The sequence below is a fragment of the Anabaena sp. CA = ATCC 33047 genome, assembly GCF_963870205.1.
Classification (GTDB): Bacteria; Cyanobacteriota; Cyanobacteriia; order Cyanobacteriales; family Nostocaceae; genus Trichormus.
Window position 1 is genome coordinate 419,253 of record NZ_CAWMSA010000044.1, and the last position, 20,286, is coordinate 439,538.

The window sequence follows — 20,286 nt, forward strand, 5'->3', positions numbered from 1 at the left end:
ATTGAAATCAGCAAGCCTTAATTAAACCCTCTTAATAATTCATGCGAGTTCTCTTTCTCCATTCCAACTTTCCGGCGCAGTATCGTCATGTAGCCCAAGCCTTGGCGAAAGACCCCAAAAATCAGATAGTTTTTGCCACCAAAAATCAAGATGTCACCCTTCCTGGTATCAACAAAGCAATATTTGCACCTAGCCGGGAAGCGCACCCTACAACCCATCACTACGTCAGACCCCTAGAAAATGCGGTTTTACATGGTCAAGCAGTATTTAAGTTAGCTGAACAACTAAAAAAACAGGGCTTTGTACCTGATGTGATTTATGGTCATTCTGGTTGGGGGCCGACTTTGTTTATGAAAGATGCTTTCCCAAACACACCTCTAATGTGTTATTTTGAGTGGTTTTATAATGCCGTTGGTTCAGATGCAGATTTTGACCCAACAGACCCGCTAACAGTTGATGATATAGCACGTATCCGTGTCAAAAATGCACCAATTTTAATTGATTTATATACCTGTGATTGGGGTTTATCGCCAACATATTGGCAAAAAGCTCAGTTCCCCAAAGAATTCCATCCCAAGATTTCTGTGCTGCATGATGGAGTCGATACGGAATTCTTTAAACCCAACCCAGGCGCGAAATTAGTATTACCTAATCTAGACTTATCCGGTGTTGATGAAATTATCACCTATGTAGGGCGAGGAATGGAGCCTTATCGTGGGTTTCCGCAATTTATCGAAACCTTGGCCTATGTACAGGAACGCAGGCCGAACTGTCATATAGTCATTGTAGGGTCAGATAGAGTTTGTTATGGCAAGTCTTTACCAGATGGTATGACCTACAAAGAATTGATGCTGAAAAAAGTACCGCTAGATTTATCACGGGTTCACTTTACTGGGTCATTGCCCTATCATCTATACTTACAAGTAATTCAAGCATCATCAGCCCATATTTATCTCACTAGACCGTTTGTTCTGTCTTGGTCGATGATTGAGTCTATGGCGACGGGATGTTTAGTAATTGGTTCTGATACCGCACCTGTGAGAGAAGTGATTAAAGACGGTGAGAATGGTTTGTTGGTGGATTTTTTCTCACCCCAAAAAATTGCAGACCGCATTGATGAGGTACTAGATCATCCTACCCGCATGGCAGAACTTCGAGCCAATGCCCGGAAAACTGCCCTAGAGCGTTATGATTTAGCAAGATTATTACCTCAGCATTTGCAATTGATTGAAGATGTTGCTAACGGCTCAAAATCCATTGCCTAAAGTTTGTAGTAAGGACTTCAGTCCTTACTCTCAACAAATCAACTTAACTGTGTAAACTTATATATTGCTTCCTATCTTGTGCCGCTAAAGTCGTTGCGTACCAATGCGGTTTAATATTTTTACTATGTCTACTCAACCGATAATCGAAAGTATATACACAGATGGTGCTTGCACCGGTAATCCTGGCCCTGGGGGTTGGGGTGTGGTTGTCTATTTCAATGATGGCTCAATTCATGAAATGGGCGAGGCTGCCAGCCATACCACGAATAATAAAATGGAAATGCAAGCTGCGATCGCCGCTTTAAAATTTTTTCATGCCTCTGGACAAACTCAACCTATCACCCTCTACACTGATAGCGAATACTTGATTAACTGCGTTACCAAATGGGTAAAAGGCTGGAAGCGCAAAGGCTGGAAAAAAGCCGACGGCAACCCCGTACAAAATCAAGACTTACTCGAAATTTTAGACGAACTGAATACTATGCAAGTCAATTGGCATCATGTACGTGGTCATTCTGGTAACGTCGGTAATGAACGCTGTGATGTGATTGCTCGCAGTTTTGCTACTGGCAAAGTCCCATCTTTACAGCAATTATCTGCATCTTTTCCTTACAAATCTTTACCTAATCCCAACGCAAATACTGTAACAAAAGTACCTAATTATGTTACAAACTCTACAATAGTTAATAAAAAAACACAAGAAGTCGGTACTTCTGTAACAAACACAACCACTATGGAACCACCTACCGCACAAGCGGCGGCTACAATCGAAGACAAGCTACCCGAACATCGGGTTGACCAACTGCGTAACTTAATCGAAACTCTACGTATTGCTGACGAAATAGCCGCTAAAGGCTACCTGATCACCAGTTCTGAGTTAGCAGATTTGATGGATGTTCACGCCAGTGCTGTCACCAGTCGCGGAGACCAATGGCGTTGGCGAAATTGGATAGTGTCACGGGTGAGACGCGAAGGTAATCAAATTCTCTGGGAATTAGAACGAGGCGATCGCCTGGGAGGTGAAGAAGATTAATTGAGTCATAAATTCTAGTAAAGACGCGATTTATCGCGTCTTTTACCGTTTTCACTGACTATATTTTCTACCTCGCCACTCCTTGGGCTGACGAAATGCAGATAAAAAGATACGCAACACTGCCAAAGGGTCAGCCAAAGGAGACAACCAGAACAGCCAACCACCTTGAGCATCTTTTCGGTCATAGGAAGGGGCGATCGCTAATAGCATAGCAAAGCGAATCACCAATAAAAATACATTCAATCCCAATAAACCCTGTAAAGGCAACACCGCAGGCAAGGGCAGCAGTAACGAAACTAACAAATAACTTAGTAAAATCAGGATGGGTAAACCTTGCACTGCCGACAATAACCATAAATCTCCCCAAACCTGCGCTTGCGGTGATGCGTCTTTGAGGTCGAGACTACGCCCCCATTCTTTCCAAGTTTCTCTCGCACCCTCATACATTCGTACCTTCAGCACCTTTGCACCGTCTAAAAAGCCTACCTTAAATCCTTGGGCAGCAATATAACGTGCTAAAGTGACATCATCACAAAAAGAACTACTCGCACTACTATAACCACCCACAGCCGCCAACACAGAACGCCGACACAAAAAGCATTGACCATTAGCCATGACTCTTTGTGGTTGGTCTGTAGTAATCCCTGCCGGGTCAAAGCGGTAAAGTAGAGTCATCAACAATGCAGGTTGCAGCCAACATTCCCCAGGATACTTGAGGATAAACTGAGGAGACAGGGAAACCAAATCATAACCCTGTACTGTTGCGGTTTTCACTAAGCTAGCCACTAACCCAGGATGAGGCTGTGTATCAGCATCCATCCCTAAAAACCATTGACTATCTTCTGCGCTAAACAAAAAGCCATTATGCAAAGCCCAAGGACGACCAACCCAACCAGGGGGTAAAGGGTCATCATTCATCAAGCGAAAGCGCGGGTCTTGTTGCTGTGTCGCTTTTACTAAGTCGGGAGTCCCATCTTGAGATTTGCTATCTACAACAATAATTTCTCGCACTTCGTAACTTTGCCGACTCAAACCTGCTAACAATGGGCTAATGCGAAGTGCTTCATTTAGCGTAGGCACTACAACGCTGACACTACCGAACATCTCTGGTGTGGGCTGTTGCGGTTGGATAGGGGGGTTACGTCTTGGCCCCTTGAACAGACGAGAAAGCAGTATTGCTGTTGCAGGTAATTGCAAAACTAACAGTAGTAATGAGAGGATGCTGACTACTGTGACAGCGTTATCCACGGTAAAAATATTCTGCAATGGGAATCTTTACTATAACTAAGATGTATTTTTTAGCGAATTGGGGATTGGGGATTGGGCATAAACAAGTCAAAAGTCACACATTCAAAAGACAAAAGTCAAGAATTGTGGGAAAAAATCTCCCCTACACCCTGCGGTTAAAGCTCACGGAAGCCCCTACAATGCCATTTCCGATTACTCAACAATTCTTTAATTTTGAATTTTGAATTTTGAATTTTGAATTGATTTGTCCCCATTCCCTAAACACGTTTACTTCAAAGCAACTTTAACGCTAGCCACAGAGACTTCATTGGCTGGTTCGACGGCAATTTGGGCGGGAGAAGCTGAACTGTTCCACCATAACGCCAAAGCAGGAGCTACACCTAAGACCAAGCCCAATAATACAGGAATGGAAAACCCAGCAGCCAAGCTCATCACAGTAGCAAAACCAAAGTTGCCGAGATAAATAGCTAGTGGTACATTTAGCTGCGATCGCTCAAATTTGATTGGCTGATTTCTCCACAACAATGCCGCCACAGTCATAAATACCGCACCAGTACCCAACCAGCCAGCAAAGTTTTGATAAGGCATCCCAAAGAACGCCCCTGGTTGTTGCCAATACCAGAAGGGTAGGGAAGTTTGGCTCATTGCCGGATCAAGTACAAAATCCCAGGAAGTCAGCAACAATGCACCCAAGCCAATCGCACCTACATGACGCAACAAACTGGGTTTTTTGTCAACTTCTAAACCAGCACGCCCCAACAGATAGGCAGAACATCCCACATAGAACCATGACAAAGGAATGGTAAATGGTACTAAACCTGCGATTTTATACCCCAAGCCACTTAAGTAACTGTAGTGTCCAAAAGGAAAACCTGTGCTAGTTCCTAAAAGTTCACTGGTTAAGGAAATCAAGACCGCAGGCAGCATAAACCCCAAAATACGACCTAAACCTAATGTCCGCAAGCCATACAAAAATACAGCTGCTGCACCCAAGATCATATAGACCACACCACCACCAGCCATACTCCACTGCATGGCAGTCTGTCCAATCTCGGATAAGTGTAAAATCACTTCGGCATTAGGTATAACCAGTAGTATACCTACCAATCCAAATACCATTGACACAATATGACCGATGAGGCTGACGCGCTCAACGATAACAAGCTGTTTGATCATAATTCCTTAAACACAATGTGATAATTCGCTACTCTGCTGCTAACAGTTTACAAATATTTACGAAAAAATTTAACTATTTTTTACCCTAATCTCTGCGAAAATTTGTTGAACTTGCTTGTCACAGCATAACAATCTGTGAATTACATCTACAAAAAATATGATGATAAACTTATAGTCTAAGCTATTGCTGCCACAATACATTCAGATAACTGATTTAATCTCTAGTTCATCCCATAACTAGACTAGCTATTAATACACCAACCCATGCTAATTGTCAACAAAATTCCCTGGATAGCCTTAACGCTATTACTACTTAGCTACAGTACCTTGGGTTGGGTATTATCTGAGGCAAAAGCCCCTTGGTTTGTGTGGCTCGCCCTGGTACTAACATTATTACTGTTGGTAGGAATTTTAACCGCTCCCTATGCAACAATAGCAAAATACTTCGGTGTTTTCTTTGGCTCAAATACTAAGAGTTTCATTGCTACCGTATTCGGAGCATTTTTATTTTTCATCATGCTTGCCTGGTTTCGCGTATTTCTTGATACATTGCTGATTATTTCTGCTGCTATACTAGCGAGAATTGATTTTCAATCAGCTGGTTTTAAAGAAGGACAAGCATTTATAATTACGTCTATTTTCTCCATTGCTGGCGTAGGATTAGGCGCGCTGATAAATATGATATTTATGCAGCGATTATTACTGTGGTAATCGCTGGTTATTTCTGGCATCCTACTAAAACCTAAATTTTAGGGTGGGCATTACCCACCCTGAGAATTATCTAGCTAGCTACTGCTTCTGCTGCAACTGCTGGATAAACACTGACTTTTTTGCGGGATTTACCTTTTCTTTCAAAGGTAACTACACCATCAACCAAAGCAAACAAAGTGTCATCTTTGCCGATACCGACGTTGTTACCAGGGTGAAATTTGGTTCCCCGTTGACGCACAAGAATATTACCCGCGCGTACAGCTTGCCCACCAAAACGCTTCACACCTAGACGCTGGGCATTAGAGTCACGACCGTTACGTGTACTACCTGTTCCTTTCTTATGAGCCATAATTTCCTGTTTTTATCGCTTCTTCTTTACTATTATTCAGCAGTTTCCGCACCTGGGGTACTAGCAACACCAGCCTCAGCAGTTGCGTCTGCGGGTGCGGTGAATACAGTACCGTTAAGGGTGATGGAATTAATCATTAGTCTAGTGATTTCCTGGCGATGCCCCCGTTTTTTGCGGGTTTTCTTTTTGGGCTTCATTTTATAAACCAGGACTTTGCGCCCTCTCAGATGGCGCATCACTGTTCCTTCTACTGTTGCCCCTGAGACTAACGGCTGTCCAATGGTAACTTCACCGTCATGCTGCACCAGTAATACAGAATCTATTGTAACTGTTGCATCTGGTTCAGCAGCGAGCAGTTCAATATCATAAAAACGACCTGGCTCTACTCTTAATTGTTTGCCGCCAGTTTCAATAATTGCGTAGGTCATGTAATTGTCCTTGAGGTTGCCGTACAGGTAGCTGGACTTTATCTGTTGTAGATGTCAGCTTTTGTAGGATGTCTACCTGATCCGAGCAGGAATTAGACAGACAATCTAAAATCATATACCATCCAATAGTGTTAAGTCAAGTCAGTAGCCATAGGTTATGACTAGGGATTTAGAAGTATTGAGCAGAGGAAAATTTATCAATAATTTCGACATGAGTTTACGAAATTTTGAAAGTCGTTGATGTAGTCAATAGCGACACAGAACAGCACCAATAAATCTGAGCAACTACCGGATATGTTTGCTCAGATTTTCCCTTTAGAGCCAGCTTCGATTTGTAGAGTGATAAATTAGGCGATCGCCTAACATAAACAAGTAACATAAAATTAGACTCTACTAAGGAGAAGCTGAGATGACTGCTCAAGCTGTCGATATCACCTCAGAATTAATTGCTAAACTGCAAACCCTCGCACCGGAACAGCAACAGCAGGTTTTAGATTTTGTAGAATTTTTAGCACAAAAATATTATCAACCTGAACAAATGCCTGAGAAAAGGTACTAGGTTTAAATCAAGGTGAAATTTGGATGAGTGATGATTTTAATGAGCCTTTACCTGATGAATTTTGATATCTTAAATTATTGCTATGAAAAGAATAGAAGTTGAAAAAAGAACTATTTTAATTGGTTTAGCAGGTAGTCATGGCTATGGGCTAAACCGCCCTGATTCTGATTTTGATTTCCGAGGTGTGTTTATCGCGCCTAAAAGATATTATTTAGGATTTGATCGCATCGAACAAAAAGATACTGGTTGGGATGAAACAGGAATTTTTTCGTTTATTGATGGTAATAAAGATACAGTTATCTATGAACTTAAAAAAGTCCTTCAGTTATTAGCAGGTGCTAATCCCAATGTTTTAGAATTGCTGTGGTTACCTAATTACCCGGTTTTAACTTCAGTCGGACAGCATTTAATTAAACACAGAAAATTATTTTTAAGTAAGAAAGTTAAACATACTTACTCTGGCTATGCTTTTGCTCAAATCAAAAAGATGGAAACTCATCGGAAGTGGTTGTTGAATCCCCCGCAAAAGAAACCACTACCATCTGATTTTGGCATGGAAAATGAACAGCCTTTGATTAAAGATGAATTAAATGCTTTTTTAGAGTATTTGTATATTTTAATTAGAGGGAAAATAGAATTTTTAGAAGAAGCTGAACAATTATATAAATTGCTAACGGCTGATATTGATTTTAAAGGGTTACTAAAACAATACACTTTACCTGATGAGGCTTTGGAATATACCCAAAAGTTAACTAATAGCCGTAAGGATTTTATTCGCCTATTACAGAAAAGCCAAAATTACCAAATAGCGTTAAGAGAATGGCAAGCTTATATATCATGGCAAGAAAACCGCAATCCCGCTAGGGCGGAAATGGAAAGAAAGTCAGGTTTTGACTTGAAACATGGGATGCACTGCATTAGATTACTACGCAGTGGTTTAGAAATATTGCAGACAGGACAAATAATTGTAGATAGAAGAATAGCGGGTGATGTGGAGGATTTAAGAGCTATTCTCAAGGGTGCGTATTCTTATGAAGAGGTGATGAAAATGGCAGATGATTTAGTTGCTCAAATGGAATCTGTCTATGAAAATTCAAGTTTACCTCATCAACCAGATTTAGAGCAAATTAATGATTTGTGTATGGAATTAGTGGAAATGGAAGGGTGGTAATTAATTCAAAATTCAAAATACCCTACGGGAAGCAAGCTACAAAATTCAAAATTAAAGAATTCTTGGGCATTGGGAATAACAATATGTAGGGTGCGTCAGTCAGAGAAACCCTTGATATTCCCAGAAATGATTCGTACTGACGCACCCTACTAACTGACTTTACGATAGCCATTAGTCAAGAGTTTTGATTAAGTCGGCGAAACCGTAGAAACTGATAAGACATAATAATACTGCTGTGAGTTGGGTAAGTCTGGTTTGGGGTGAGGGTGCGATCGCCTCTCGCACTAAAATAGAAATAGATGCACCAATCACCAAGCTTAAGCCCAAGACTAAATAGGGTAGTTCTGGTAAAATCGTCGCTACAGCTAACATGGCGATCGCTAGCATCAACATCACTAACTCTACAAACCGAGGCGGATTGTATTGGCTAGCTAAAATCAAGCTGTTTAACCAAAATTGCCAAACTCTCATGAGTCCTGAGTGATGAGTTCTCAGTGAACAGTTAATCATGATTACTGTTCACTGACGATAATTACCGGACACCTGTCTTCATTTGACCAGCACCGTTTTTCTGTGCCGCATCATCTTCTGGTAGTTCTACACCAAAAACACGGGCAAAAACTTTTTCGACTTTATAACCAGAATCAATTGATTCTAAGGGGTCTTTCCGCAGACGGTGACGTAAACATAAAGTAATTACACGGCGAATATCATCAACTGTGACTTCTGTACGTCCCTCAAAAGCTGTTAAAGCTTTGGCGGCGCGGTTAGTCACGATATCACCACGTAAACCGTCTACATCTAATTCTGAACAAACCTCAGAAATTTTCACCCGCAGGTCATAGTCAAGCTTAACTTCTGGTAACAGCTTTTGCGCGTTGACTATTTTTTGTTGGAGTGCTTCTTGGTCAGTTTTGTGTTTTTCCAGAAATGAGGGCGGATTTTGGTCAAATTCTGACCGTTGTTCGACAATTTGCACCCGCAAAGCAGGTTCTTTAACCGTGTGAATTTCTGCGTGCATCCCAAAGCGGTCAAGTAGCTGAGGACGTAATTCACCTTCTTCTGGGTTTCCAGAACCGACCAAGACAAATCTTGCCGGGTGACGGATAGAAATACCTTCCCGTTCTACAGTGTTCCAGCCACTAGCAGCAGAGTCGAGGAGTACGTCTACTAGGTGGTCATCTAACAAGTTGACCTCATCCACGTAGAGGATACCCCGATTTGCTTTAGCCAGCAGACCTGGTTCAAAAGCTTTCACACCTTCAGATAAAGCTTTTTCAATGTCGATAGTGCCACATACCCGGTCTTCCGTAGCACCGAGGGGTAGGTCTACCATTTGAACTTTTTTCAGTTCTAAGGCAACTTCTGCCCCTTGGTCAACCTTTTGGCGGACTTCATCACTCATCAGGTCGGGGTCGCTGGGGTGGCTGTTGAAGGGGTCATTGGCAACCACAGGAATTTCTGGTAATAGGTCAGCCAGCGCCCGGATAGTTGTGGATTTGCCGGTACCGCGATCGCCCATAATCATTACACCACCAATTTTGGGATCAATCACGTTTAACAGCAGTGCCAGTTTCATTTCTTCCTGGCCCACAATTGCCGTAAATGGAAATACCACGCGACGCGCACTTGCCGTGGATTGAGCAGTTGGAGTCACTAAATTACCTTAACAATATTTTTCTTATTACAGTTCTTTATTGTGCCACACTTAGGGCTTCGGGGGAGCGAACAGATCAGATGTAGATTCTAGTTGGGCAAAATTTCATTCTTGGCGACTCGAACAAACAGAACCACCCACCGGGCTTTTGCGGTTTCCTAACTTCTAGAGAGTGGCGAAAATATTTTTCTTGATCAGAGGCTATGCCAACATGCAGAGTCTCATGAATAATTTCGGTGTTGAGCAGCAATTTTTGGTATTAGTATTGCCACCGAATATCATTAAGTTTTTCTTAAGAAGAATAACCAAATCATTTTTATAAAAAACACCGACATTATTTAGTCAAAATCTCAAACATTGACTAAAATTGTCATAAATTCACGATTACCAAAGAATGAGGTTTGTTAAGCGTCTCAAGCAGGAACAATCTTTAACATTAATTAATAATAAAAATTGAGTTATTGTTACTTGGTTGTAGCCTGCACAGACAATTGCTACTAAAATCTAACCTCAGAGAAATCGTTTTTTTAGTATCTCAGGGTTATCTTGTGGAATTAGGTAGACTAAGGAGTAATTAATTACTACAACACTCCAAAGTCACCATGATGGCTTAACTAACAAATCTCATGTTTATACATCATCTAATGCGATGGTGGCGAGACTGTAAACAGCAGATTATAAAGTTACAATAGTGAGACTAAAACCGTGAAATATTTCTTTCTTGCTGAAGGATGGACTGTAGGCAGAGTGTGGGCATCTGATGGACTATGGCAGATAACCGCATGGCGACGACAACCAGATATTCAACGCCTAAATATTTGTTTAGTAGAAAAAAATGAATTAATGTGGCTGTACCGCATTGAAGATGATGTGTTAACCGTAGAAGTGAAACCAAGCACATCAGAATTTGTAAATCAAACTATTGGTCAAGTTGTAATAAAACGCTTGCTGACGGCTGAACAAGTAATTGAGCGACTAGGAACTGCTCAAGCCAAGTGTCATTTGCAAAATATCCAATTAGTCGTTTAGGGGATGAGGGGGATGAGGGAGCGGAGGAAGAAAAACTTTTACCCAGTCCCCAATACCCAGTCCCCAGTCCCCAGTCCCTTCCAATCCCAAAATGTAAAGATTTATAAAAATACGCAAAATATATATTAACGGCGATTCATGGCAAGATAAATCTTACAGACCATCTGAGCGCATCTATTTACACGCTTGCAAACAGTTCCATCAATAGTTACACTTTTTTAAATAATTCTCATTTTTACTTAGCGATCGCTAGCATCTGGGATAATTTCTCCGAAATGTGTCAGCATTGCTAAGGCGGCCATATCTAGCTGACAAAGCTGGATGATGGCAAAGCTCAGGCTCTGGCAGTAAAAAAATCAGAGAAGTCCGAGGTGAGGCTTCCAACCTTGGCACCTTAAGTAAGAAAATTGTTTTGTAAACATAACTCATCGAGGAGGAGCGTAGTCGATGGGACTACCCTGGTACCGAGTACATACAGTCGTTCTGAATGACCCAGGCCGACTGATTTCTGTACACTTGATGCACACAGCCTTAGTGGCAGGCTGGGCTGGTTCAATGGCTTTATACGAATTAGCTATTTATGACCCCAGCGACCCAGTTCTCAACCCCATGTGGCGGCAAGGAATGTTTGTGCTGCCCTTCATGGCGCGGTTAGGCGTTACCCAATCTTGGGGCGGTTGGAGTGTGACTGGAGCTTCAGCAGTTGATCCTGGTTTCTGGTCATTTGAAGGCGTTGCCGCAGCTCACATCGTTCTGTCTGGTTTATTATTCTTAGCTGCCGTTTGGCACTGGGTTTACTGGGATTTGGAACTCTTCAGAGATCCCCGCACTGGCGAACCTGCTCTAGACTTGCCAAAAATGTTTGGCATTCACCTGTTCTTATCTGGTTTACTTTGTTTTGGTTTTGGTGCTTTCCACCTCACAGGTCTATTTGGCCCTGGAATGTGGATTTCTGATGCCTATGGTATTACTGGTAGCGTGCAACCAGTAGCACCAGAATGGGGGCCAGCCGGTTTTAACCCGTATAACCCCGGTGGTGTAGTGGCTCACCACATCGCTGCTGGTGTTGTTGGTATTATTGCTGGTTTATTCCACCTGACAGTTAGACCACCCGAAAGGCTCTACAAAGCCCTGCGGATGGGTAACATTGAAACCGTACTCTCTAGCAGTATTGCAGCAGTATTCTTTGCGGCTTTCGTAGTTGCTGGAACAATGTGGTACGGTAGTGCTACCACCCCCATTGAACTGTTTGGGCCTACCCGTTACCAATGGGATCAAGGCTACTTCCGCCAAGAAATCGAGCGTCGTGTGCAATCTAGCGTAGCTCAAGGTGCAAGCCTTTCTGAAGCGTGGTCACAAATTCCTGAAAAATTGGCTTTCTACGATTACGTTGGTAATAGCCCCGCTAAAGGTGGTTTATTCCGTACAGGGCCAATGGTGAAAGGTGATGGTATTGCCCAATCTTGGCAAGGTCACGCCGTATTCACAGATGCTGAAGGTAGAGAATTAACTGTACGTCGTCTACCCAACTTCTTTGAAACATTCCCAGTTATCCTGACCGATGCTGATGGTATTGTCCGCGCTGACATCCCCTTCCGTCGGGCAGAATCTAAGTATAGCTTTGAGCAAACAGGCGTAACTGTTAGCTTCTACGGTGGCGATTTGGATGGTAAAACCTTTACCGATCCCGTCGATGTGAAGAAATATGCCCGGAAAGCTCAAGGTGGAGAAATCTTTGAATTTGACCGCGAAACCTTAAACTCTGACGGTGTATTCCGTACATCTCCTAGAGGTTGGTTTACCTTTGGTCACGCTATATTTGCTCTATTCTTCTTCTTTGGCCATATCTGGCACGGTTCTCGGACAATCTACCGAGACGTATTTGCTGGTGTGGAAGCGGATCTAGAAGAGCAAGTGGAATGGGGTCTATTCCAGAAAGTGGGTGACAAAACAACCCGCCGGAAGGAAGCTCTTTAATTTCCAGGGATGGGCGATGGGGAGAAGAAAATTTTTCTCATCACCCAATCCTCAATACTTTAATTACTAGCTGGATAGGCAGGAGCTTTTAACATGGAAAGCGTTGCGTACATCTTAATTTTGACCCTGGCAATTGGTGTTCTCTTCTTTGCGATCGCATTCCGCGAACCCCCTCGCATCGAGAAAAAAGAAGATAAGTAGGTCATTGACACCAAACATTGACACTCAGATCAAATTTGTATCCGTTGTTTCTACACTCAGGAACAACGGATATTTTCCGGTTTTGCTTTTTGAGCAATGTAGCTAAAATAGTTATAGTTAACTAATAGTTTTCCATGAGCAACGGGGGCATAACTCCTAAAAGCAGAACTTGGTTAATAAATTTGTGAATAAATCTTGTTCAGATAGTTATGATATAATTATCTATCTGGAAGTTGATATGTGTTAATACTAGCTTTTCTAGGCTAGGATTAAAAAAAGTCGGTGTACACTACCATTTAGGCAGTTGCATACATATCGCTATTATGGCATAACCTTTACGGAGACTCGAACCAGGAACAAATCAGCATGGTCAATCAGAACTTAACCGCTACAGAAATAGGATTTACTCACGAAGATTTCGCCGCCCTACTTGATAAGTACGATTATCATTTCAGCCCCGGAGATATCGTACCAGGCACAGTTTTTAGTATAGAACCGCGTGGCGCTCTGATTGACATCGGTGCTAAGACAGCAGCATACATACCTATACAAGAAATGTCTATAAACCGGGTTGATGCCCCGGAAGAAGTTTTACAATCAAACGAAACAAGAGAATTTTTCATCCTCACCGATGAAAATGAAGATGGACAGCTAACTCTTTCCATCCGTCGTATCGAATATATGCGTGCTTGGGAGCGTGTACGGCAGCTACAAGCAGAAGATGCTACCGTGCGCTCTGGTGTATTTGCTACCAACCGTGGTGGAGCGTTGGTTAGAATCGAAGGATTGCGTGGTTTTATCCCCGGTTCTCACATCAGCACCCGCAAACCTAAAGAAGAATTGGTCGGCGAAGAACTACCATTAAAATTCTTAGAAGTAGATGAAGAACGGAACCGCCTAGTTCTATCTCACCGTCGGGCATTAGTTGAACGTAAGATGAACCGCCTAGAAGTGGGCGAAGTCGTCATTGGTACAGTACGCGGTATCAAACCCTACGGTGCTTTCATCGATATCGGTGGTGTGAGTGGTTTGTTGCACATCTCTGAAATTTCTCACGAGCATATTGATACACCCCACAGTGTATTTAATGTCAATGATGAAGTGAAAGTGATGATCATTGACTTGGATGCAGAAAGAGGCAGAATTTCTCTGTCTACCAAACAGCTAGAACCAGAACCCGGTGACATGATTAAAAACCGTGATCTGGTTTATGATAAGGCCGAAGAAATGGCTGCTAAGTATCGAGAACAGCTGCTAGCTAAACAGCAAGGTATTACTTTACCAACTGAAGAAGTAGAAGTTACCACTGCGGTTGATGAAGAAGAAATTCCTTCAGCTACTGAAGCTGAAGCTGAAGCTGAAGCTGATACAGCAATTGAAGCAGCAGCAGAAGCAGAAACACCCGCAGCTATTGAAGAATAATACAGTTAAACTGTAGTGAAAAGCATTAAAACAATTTTAAAAGAGGGAAATTCCCTCTTTTTTTATGGGTTGATCAATTTTTAGGGAACACCAAAAAATCAATTATCCAAATCGACTCTTAGTAGGGTGCGTCAGTACGAGAAACTCTAGCTATACCAAGAAAATGTTCATACTGATGCACCCTACATTTTGGAGATTTTTTGCTCTGGAAGTCCCTGATTATTTTGTGGAGTAATATTTTGACAACTATTCAATGTAGAAACGTAAATTTTCCGAATGTTCAGGCGATTTTTTTCGACAAAAATGGTACTTTAGAAGACTCAGAAATTTATTTGCGATCGCTTGGACAAAAAGCAGCCCGGTTAATCGATGCTCAATTCCCTGGGATTGGCGAACCCTTATTAATGGCATTTGGGATTAACGGCGATATCCTAGATCATGCTGGCATCATGGCAGTCGCTAGCCGCCGAGACACAGAAATAGCCACCGCCGCCTATATTGCCGAAACCGGGAAAGGATGGTTTGAATCTTTAAAAATTGCTCGTCAAGCCTTAGATGAAGCGGAAAAAGCCGTTAAATCAACTCCTGCACCTCTATTTACTGGCGTTTTAACAGTTTTACAAACCCTCTCAGCCGCAGAAATCAAACTTGGTATCCTTTCCGCCGCGACAACAGCAGAAGTTAAAGATTTTGTAGCACGATATCAATTAAGTGATTACATCCAAGCTGAAATAGGCGTAGATGATGGACTGAGTAAACCAGATCCGGCACTATTTCTACAAGCTTGTCAAGTCCTAGGTGTAGAACCCGAAGCTACATTAATGGTAGGTGATTCCGTCGGTGATATGCAAATGGCGCGAAATGCCAAAGCCGCAGGTTGTATCGGTATTACTTGGGTAAATCAATCCAATAATGTCCAAGGTGCGGATGTGGTGATTAACAGACTAGATGAAATTCAACTTTTAGAAAATTCAGAACTTACGCAACTGGCATATTAGTAGGGTGCGTCAGATATCAAAAATACATTTATTGACAGCATTTAAACAGTCTGACGCACCCTACAAGACTAAAATTGATTCAAGTATCCGCACTTCCTACTCTCCATTCCCCAGTTAAACTAAACTGGCATTAAGACTCTTCATGGAGAACCTCTGATGCTATCAGTTAAACATCGATTTCAAAGCTTTGAAGAATACCTGTCCTATGATGATGGCACAGATAAGCTTTATGAGTTGTTTAATGGGGAGTTAATCGAGATGCCACCAGAATCAGGGATTAATGTTCAGATTGCCACCTTCTTATTAATTCAATTTGCCTCACTATTAGGTTATAGAAGAGTACGGGGGCATGGTTTAGAACTGGAAGTCAGAGGAGAACCCAGAAACCGTTATCCTGATCTGACTATTATTAGGGAAGAGCATATTCAGCAGTTAGCACAGCGTAATACTATTCGCCTATCGATGCTACCTCCGCTATTGGTGGTAGAAGTGGTGAGTCCCGGAGAATTACAACGACATAGAGATTTTATTGCCAAGCGTGTGCAGTATCAAGATTGCGGGATTCCTGAATATTGGATTGTTGACCCCGAAAACCAAACTGTATTGGTGTTAGAACTCTCTGATAATACTTACAGCGAGATTGGTAACTTTTCTGGTGATGATTTAATCGTTTCTCCACAATTTAATCAGCTAAATCTCAAAGTAGCGCAAATTTTTGCTGCTGTACATCAGGATTAAATAGAAAAATTAAATATCATATTATTGTTTATCTGTCAATATAAAGATACTAATATATTTATTTCTGCTAGTGGGCAACAAGTCATGCAAAACACAGAAACCACATTACAACTTCGCCAGTGGACAGTTGAAGAATATCACCGAATGGCTGAGGCTGGTATTTTTGGTGCAGAGGAACGAGTTGAACTTTTAGAAGGAAACATTATCTGGATGATTGCCAAAGGCACAGCCCATCGATCAGCAGTGGGTAGAATAGATAGATTGCTGCAAAATAGTTTAATGGATCTAGCTTTGATATGTGTTCAAGACCCTGTAAAGTTAAATGAACGGTCTGAACCAGAACCGGATATTGCTGTTGTGAAATTAGATCCTTTAGACTATGCAGACCACCATCCTACACCTGCTGAAGTTTATCTAATTATAGAAGTAGCAGATAGTAGCCTGAAGCTGGATTGTGAAACTAAAGCTCAAGCTTATTCCCAAGCGGGAATTCGAGATTATTGGGTGTTAGATGTAGTTAAACGTCAATTGCACGTTTTCCGAGAACCGACTATTGACGGTTATCAAAACCAAGTTATTTTGGCGGAAGATGGGACTATTACACCGTTGGAGTTTCCCGACTTACAGATTGGGATTTTAGAGATGTTACCGCCAATCAGTCGGTCTTAATTGAGAGAAATCATGTACTTCAACCATTGTAAGACTCGATTCCAAGCCCACCAAGGATCGGGGTCTTGCGCTTGTTGCTGATTTTTTTTGCTACTCATATAGGCAAGATGACCACCATGACGGGTGAGAATCAAATCGAGCATCGGATTGCTAGCACAAGCCGCTTGTAAGTCTGGTATGATGTCTGGGGGAAAAAATGGGTCATCAGCAGCATAAATGATCAAAGTTGGTTTTGATATCTCTGGTAACAGTTGTAAAGCATTGCTGGCTTTATAATATGCTTCTACTGAAGGAAAACTGAGTTTTGGAATTACCAGTTCAGCGTCAAAATCCCAAATCCTATTTACCCGTTGAATAGCTGCTGCATCTAAGCTACCGGGGTGAGTGTCATGTATTTGCCAGGCCAGTTTTTTGAGTGATTTAACAATTACAGAATCTAAGTATCTACCAAAGGGATAGCTGACTAGATATTTGAGCGATCGCATCTTATCTAAATTAGGACAAAGCACTACCCCACCTGCAATATCGCTGTATCTCAGACCAAAATATTCATTGTCTTTGGTCAAGTCAGCAGCCTTTTTTAACCCCCACAGTGCCAATTGTCCCCCTAGAGAGAAACCTGTAAACCAAAATTTCCTCGGACATCCCATAGCAGCAGTCGCCGCCGCCATCCTGACAAAATCTTCACCCTCAAATAAGCCATCAGACATTAATGTAGGTGACAATTCAGCCGTTTTACCATGACCGCGCCAATCAAATAACACGACAGCAAATCCTTGGGCATAAGCTTTAGTGGCCAGACTTCTGAGCAACCAATTACTATCTAGCTCGCCTGTAATCCCATAAGTGCCTACAATCGTACTATGTGCATTTTCAGGGATGGCAATCCAGGTATGAATCGGCACATTCTGCCCGCCCATCAGCACTGTTTTTTTATAAAGTGGCTCTGGATGAGGAATTGTGTTTTGCCAGTAACGTTGACCCCATAAAGCAGTATAGACTGTTGCGATCGCACCATTTTCTAAAAACCAAGCTGGTTTGTAGGGAAAGTAACACATCATTGCGAAAATTTCATGTAACTTAATGCTGATTTGGAAATTGTAATATTTTTAAGGTTTATGTTAGATTTAAAATCTTTTTTATAATCAAGACAGAAATCTTTGTATCTACCAAAGGTTCTTATTTATCCTTAATAAGTAGTAATAATTTTTTAAGAATGCCAAGGATTCTTGTCATAGACGATGACCCAGCAATTTCAGAACTGGTTGCTGTCAACCTAGAGATGGCTGGCTACGATGTTAGTCAAGCCGAAGATGGCATCAAAGGTCAAGCATTAGCTCTCCAGCTACAACCAGACTTGATCATGCTGGATTTGATGTTGCCGAGAGTGGATGGATTTACAGTTTGCCAGCGTTTGCGGCGAGATGAGCGTACAGCCGAGATTCCCGTTCTGATGTTGACTGCCCTCAGTCAAACCCAAGATAAGGTAGAAGGCTTTAATGCTGGCGCAGACGACTACCTCACCAAGCCCTTTGAGGTAGAAGAGATGTTGGCCAGAGTACGGGCGTTATTACGGCGCACTGACCGCATACCCCAAGCAGCAAAGCACAGCGAAATTTTGAATTATGGCCCTTTAACTCTGGTTCCAGAGCGATTTGAGGCTATATGGTTCCATCAAACGGTGAAACTCACTCATTTAGAATTTGAACTGCTGCACTGTTTGCTGCAACGTCATGGACAAACTGTTTCCCCTAGCGAAATCTTGAGGGAAGTTTGGGGTTACGATCCTGATGATGACATTGAAACTATTCGCGTGCATATCCGGCACTTGCGAACCAAGTTAGAACCAGATCCCCGCCATCCTCGCTATATCAAAACCGTTTATGGTGCGGGATATTGCCTGGAATTGCCCAGCGTGCCACCATCAAATGAGGGTGCGACTACATCAGTAGTTGAATGAAATCTTACTCAATTCCTTGACTTAAGTGAACTCAGTAATGGATTTCATGAATTAGTAACATTAGCATCATGCTCAAAAGGAGGCAATTCACAAAGTAGGGTGAGGATCACAGGAAATTCTACTCTTCAATAGCTTGCGTTATGCCTGTTTAGATTTCGCTTCGCTAATTACCCTACAGGGAAGCCTTGCCTATAACTTGACAGATACGCCGCTACACATTAAAGCCAAACTTTTCTCAAATTAATTGGCACTCCCTGCTAGCAGAATCTAGGGAGTGCCAATTAAATCAGTTAACAGTTAACAGTTAACAGTTAACAGTCTAAATTAGGGTGCTAAGGCGTTACCACGCAACAGACTACCAATTGTCTTAGCAGTAATTTTTAACTGAGTGATGGGGTTAGCGGGAACAACTGTCTTATAAAGATAGCTGTCAAAAGTCAGCTTCTGCACATCCAAGTCTGCACACATCTCTACAAATGCTTCGCGGGTAGCATCAGAGCGATAGAATACGGTTTGCAGGATGTCCAGAACTTTATAAGTGAGTCCGTATTTTTTATCCCAACGCTTGAGATAAAGCTTGATTTCGTTTTCTGTAGGAATGCGGCTACCATTTTGGGAAACTTCCACAATGGTTTCTGCACACATCCGTCCAGATTTCGCCGCAAAGTAAATACCTTCACCGGAAGATTTGGTAACGTAGCCAGCCGCATCTCCAACTAAGGCGATACGTCCAACCACACGACGGGGACGGGGGTGTTCAGGAATGGGGTGAGCTTCGATTTTGATGATTTTGCCGCCTTCTAGCTTTTTGGCTGCACGGGCGCGAATTCCAGCCTGTAACTGTTTGATGCTGGCTTTATTGACGTGCATTGTGCCAGTACCGACCGCTACGTGGTCATATTTGGGGAACACCCAAGCGTAGAAGTCTGTAGAAACGTCATTTCCTACATACATTTCCGCTAGGTCGTGGTAGTACGCCAGTTTATCTTCGGGTAAGCGAATTCGCTCTTGGAAAGCGATCGCATAATTATAATCCCCAGCATCCATTTCTTTGGCAATCCGGGAATTAGCCCCATCCGCCCCGATAATTAAATCTACTTTCAGGGTTTTGGTAACACCTTGTACACCGCCTTCACTATGATCAATATAGTGAATAGTATATGGATCGGTGTTATTTGATGGTATATCTACTTTATGAACTGTGGCATTAATTAAATTTGCCCCTAGTTTTGCCGCGCGATTCCGCAAGAAGCCATCTAGCACTTCGCGGCGGCACATTCCTATATATTCTTCTTCTTTTATTAGATTGATATCAACCTCACGATTGGAAGGTGAAATCATCTTCATCTTCCGCACCTGGCGATCAATAATCTCTGGTGGTAAGTCAAATTCACTGACCATACACAGAGGAATTGCACCCCCACAGGGCTTGGCATTGTCTAGCTTACGCTCGAATAGATAGGTTTCAATCCCAGCTTTTGCTAGGATTTCAGCAGCAGAGGAACCAGCTGGGCCTGAGCCAACAACAGCAACCCGTAGTGTCAAAGGTTTTCTCCCAATCTTCACATTTACCGTTTACCGAAAGCATCGTACCACGGTCTTTTAGCTGATTTCGCGCTCTTGCGTCCGGTTTTGACATAAATGCAACAATCCTTAACATTTCGTTACAAAAGATTAAGGTTGGGATTGGGGATT

The 20,286-nt window shown here is 42.3% G+C and carries 21 protein-coding genes; 13 read left to right on the forward strand and 8 right to left on the reverse strand.

All coding sequences use genetic code 11. The annotated features are described in order from the left end of the window. The first annotated feature begins 41 nt into the window (after positions 1-41). Both AACS98_RS13810 and rnhA read left to right on the forward strand, forming a co-directional pair. Positions 42-1,265, forward strand: a complete 1,224-nt coding sequence (locus AACS98_RS13810; RefSeq protein WP_066380706.1) for a glycosyltransferase family 4 protein — start codon at positions 42-44, stop codon at positions 1,263-1,265. A 124-nt stretch (positions 1,266-1,389) separates the two neighbouring features. After that, the gene (gene rnhA / locus AACS98_RS13815; protein WP_066381014.1) at positions 1,390-2,298 is read left to right on the forward strand and encodes a ribonuclease HI; all 909 of its coding nucleotides are present in this window, start codon (positions 1,390-1,392) and stop codon (positions 2,296-2,298) included. Positions 2,299-2,349: 51 nt separating this feature from the next. On the opposite strand, the gene cruG is transcribed toward rnhA, so the two are convergent. Both cruG and cruF read right to left on the reverse strand, forming a co-directional pair. Then, positions 2,350-3,546: a 2'-O-glycosyltransferase CruG gene (gene cruG, locus AACS98_RS13820; protein WP_066380708.1), complete on the reverse strand. Its 1,197-nt coding sequence runs from the start codon at positions 3,544-3,546 to the stop codon at positions 2,350-2,352. Between the two features lie 267 nt (positions 3,547-3,813). Beyond that, on the reverse strand, positions 3,814-4,719 hold the full coding sequence (cruF, locus tag AACS98_RS13825) for a gamma-carotene 1'-hydroxylase CruF (RefSeq protein ID WP_066381015.1): 906 nt from the start codon (positions 4,717-4,719) through the stop codon (positions 3,814-3,816). Between the two features lie 267 nt (positions 4,720-4,986). Here cruF and AACS98_RS13830 point away from each other — a divergent pair, with 267 nt between their 5' ends. Then, entirely contained in the window at positions 4,987-5,433 is a 447-nt protein-coding gene (locus AACS98_RS13830; RefSeq protein ID WP_066380712.1) for a hypothetical protein, read from the forward strand. A 70-nt stretch (positions 5,434-5,503) separates the two neighbouring features. On the opposite strand, the gene rpmA is transcribed toward AACS98_RS13830, so the two are convergent. Both rpmA and rplU read right to left on the reverse strand, forming a co-directional pair. After that, entirely contained in the window at positions 5,504-5,782 is a 279-nt protein-coding gene (gene rpmA / locus AACS98_RS13835; RefSeq protein WP_066380715.1) for a 50S ribosomal protein L27, read from the reverse strand. A gap of 32 nt (positions 5,783-5,814) precedes the next feature. Then, a complete protein-coding gene (gene rplU, locus AACS98_RS13840) occupies positions 5,815-6,210 on the reverse strand; it encodes a 50S ribosomal protein L21 (protein ID WP_066380717.1) in 396 nt (131 codons plus the stop codon). 409 nt (positions 6,211-6,619) lie between these two features. Here rplU and AACS98_RS13845 point away from each other — a divergent pair, with 409 nt between their 5' ends. Both AACS98_RS13845 and AACS98_RS13850 read left to right on the forward strand, forming a co-directional pair. After that, positions 6,620-6,769 carry a DUF2281 domain-containing protein gene (locus AACS98_RS13845; protein ID WP_231866935.1) on the forward strand — a complete coding sequence of 50 codons (150 nt, stop codon included), beginning with the start codon at positions 6,620-6,622 and terminating at the stop codon, positions 6,767-6,769. Positions 6,770-6,851: 82 nt separating this feature from the next. After that, a complete protein-coding gene (locus tag AACS98_RS13850) occupies positions 6,852-7,940 on the forward strand; it encodes a nucleotidyltransferase domain-containing protein (RefSeq protein ID WP_066380720.1) in 1,089 nt (362 codons plus the stop codon). Positions 7,941-8,111: 171 nt separating this feature from the next. Here the strand turns inward: AACS98_RS13850 and AACS98_RS13855 are convergent, their stop codons facing one another. Beyond that, on the reverse strand, positions 8,112-8,411 hold the full coding sequence (locus AACS98_RS13855) for a hypothetical protein (protein ID WP_066380722.1): 300 nt from the start codon (positions 8,409-8,411) through the stop codon (positions 8,112-8,114). Between the two features lie 61 nt (positions 8,412-8,472). Continuing rightward, on the reverse strand, positions 8,473-9,597 hold the full coding sequence (gene bchI / locus AACS98_RS13860) for a magnesium chelatase ATPase subunit I (protein WP_066380724.1): 1,125 nt from the start codon (positions 9,595-9,597) through the stop codon (positions 8,473-8,475). 705 nt (positions 9,598-10,302) lie between these two features. Between bchI and AACS98_RS13865 the strand changes: the two genes are divergently transcribed. From AACS98_RS13865 to AACS98_RS13895, 7 genes are all read left to right on the forward strand, one after another. After that, positions 10,303-10,626 carry a hypothetical protein gene (locus AACS98_RS13865; protein ID WP_066380726.1) on the forward strand — a complete coding sequence of 108 codons (324 nt, stop codon included), beginning with the start codon at positions 10,303-10,305 and terminating at the stop codon, positions 10,624-10,626. Positions 10,627-11,073: 447 nt separating this feature from the next. After that, the gene (gene psbB / locus AACS98_RS13870) at positions 11,074-12,603 is read left to right on the forward strand and encodes a photosystem II chlorophyll-binding protein CP47 (RefSeq protein WP_066380728.1); all 1,530 of its coding nucleotides are present in this window, start codon (positions 11,074-11,076) and stop codon (positions 12,601-12,603) included. Between the two features lie 93 nt (positions 12,604-12,696). After that, on the forward strand, positions 12,697-12,804 hold the full coding sequence (locus AACS98_RS13875) for a photosystem II reaction center protein T (protein ID WP_066380730.1): 108 nt from the start codon (positions 12,697-12,699) through the stop codon (positions 12,802-12,804). A 366-nt stretch (positions 12,805-13,170) separates the two neighbouring features. Then, entirely contained in the window at positions 13,171-14,226 is a 1,056-nt protein-coding gene (locus AACS98_RS13880; protein WP_066380732.1) for a 30S ribosomal protein S1, read from the forward strand. A 239-nt stretch (positions 14,227-14,465) separates the two neighbouring features. Next, entirely contained in the window at positions 14,466-15,224 is a 759-nt protein-coding gene (locus tag AACS98_RS13885) for an HAD family hydrolase (protein ID WP_066381020.1), read from the forward strand. A gap of 156 nt (positions 15,225-15,380) precedes the next feature. Next, on the forward strand, positions 15,381-15,962 hold the full coding sequence (locus AACS98_RS13890) for a Uma2 family endonuclease (RefSeq protein WP_066380734.1): 582 nt from the start codon (positions 15,381-15,383) through the stop codon (positions 15,960-15,962). An 84-nt stretch (positions 15,963-16,046) separates the two neighbouring features. Further along, positions 16,047-16,631: a Uma2 family endonuclease gene (locus AACS98_RS13895; protein ID WP_066380736.1), complete on the forward strand. Its 585-nt coding sequence runs from the start codon at positions 16,047-16,049 to the stop codon at positions 16,629-16,631. On the opposite strand, the gene AACS98_RS13900 is transcribed toward AACS98_RS13895, so the two are convergent. Then, positions 16,628-17,692: a YheT family hydrolase gene (locus AACS98_RS13900; protein ID WP_066380737.1), complete on the reverse strand. Its 1,065-nt coding sequence runs from the start codon at positions 17,690-17,692 to the stop codon at positions 16,628-16,630. The genes AACS98_RS13895 and AACS98_RS13900 overlap by 4 nt on opposite strands. Positions 17,693-17,847: 155 nt before the next feature. Between AACS98_RS13900 and AACS98_RS13905 the strand changes: the two genes are divergently transcribed. Continuing rightward, entirely contained in the window at positions 17,848-18,591 is a 744-nt protein-coding gene (locus AACS98_RS13905) for a response regulator transcription factor (RefSeq protein ID WP_066380738.1), read from the forward strand. 324 nt (positions 18,592-18,915) lie between these two features. Here AACS98_RS13905 and chlP read toward each other — a convergent pair whose 3' ends face one another. Further along, entirely contained in the window at positions 18,916-20,136 is a 1,221-nt protein-coding gene (chlP, locus tag AACS98_RS13910) for a geranylgeranyl reductase (protein WP_066381021.1), read from the reverse strand. Positions 20,137-20,286: the final 150 nt, after the last annotated feature.